General features: G+C 69.3%; 1 protein-coding gene. It reads left to right on the forward strand.

Going from position 1 to position 225, the window contains the following annotated elements; translation table 11 throughout:
* The coding region (locus tag C6N31_RS43345) for a glycosyltransferase family 39 protein (RefSeq protein ID WP_232486400.1) at nt 1-225 on the forward strand (225 nt) is incomplete at both ends.

Raw genomic sequence — 225 nt, forward strand, 5'->3', positions numbered from 1 at the left:
GTCGAGGACGCACCGTTCACGCTGTTCCTGCTGCTTGCCGCCGATGCGGCGTTCCGGGCATCCAGCACGGCGCGTCAGCGCCCGCTCATCTGGAGCGCCGTCTGGGTGGGGCTCGCTTTCCAGGCGAAGATGCTGGAAGCGTGGGCCCTCGGGCCCGTCCTGGCCGCCCTCTTCTTGGTCGTGGCTCCCATGACGCTGCGCCGCAGAAACCGCTTCCCTCAGCTG

This window comes from Streptomyces fildesensis (assembly GCF_016107395.1).
GTDB classification, from domain to species: domain Bacteria; phylum Actinomycetota; class Actinomycetes; order Streptomycetales; family Streptomycetaceae; genus Actinacidiphila; species Actinacidiphila fildesensis.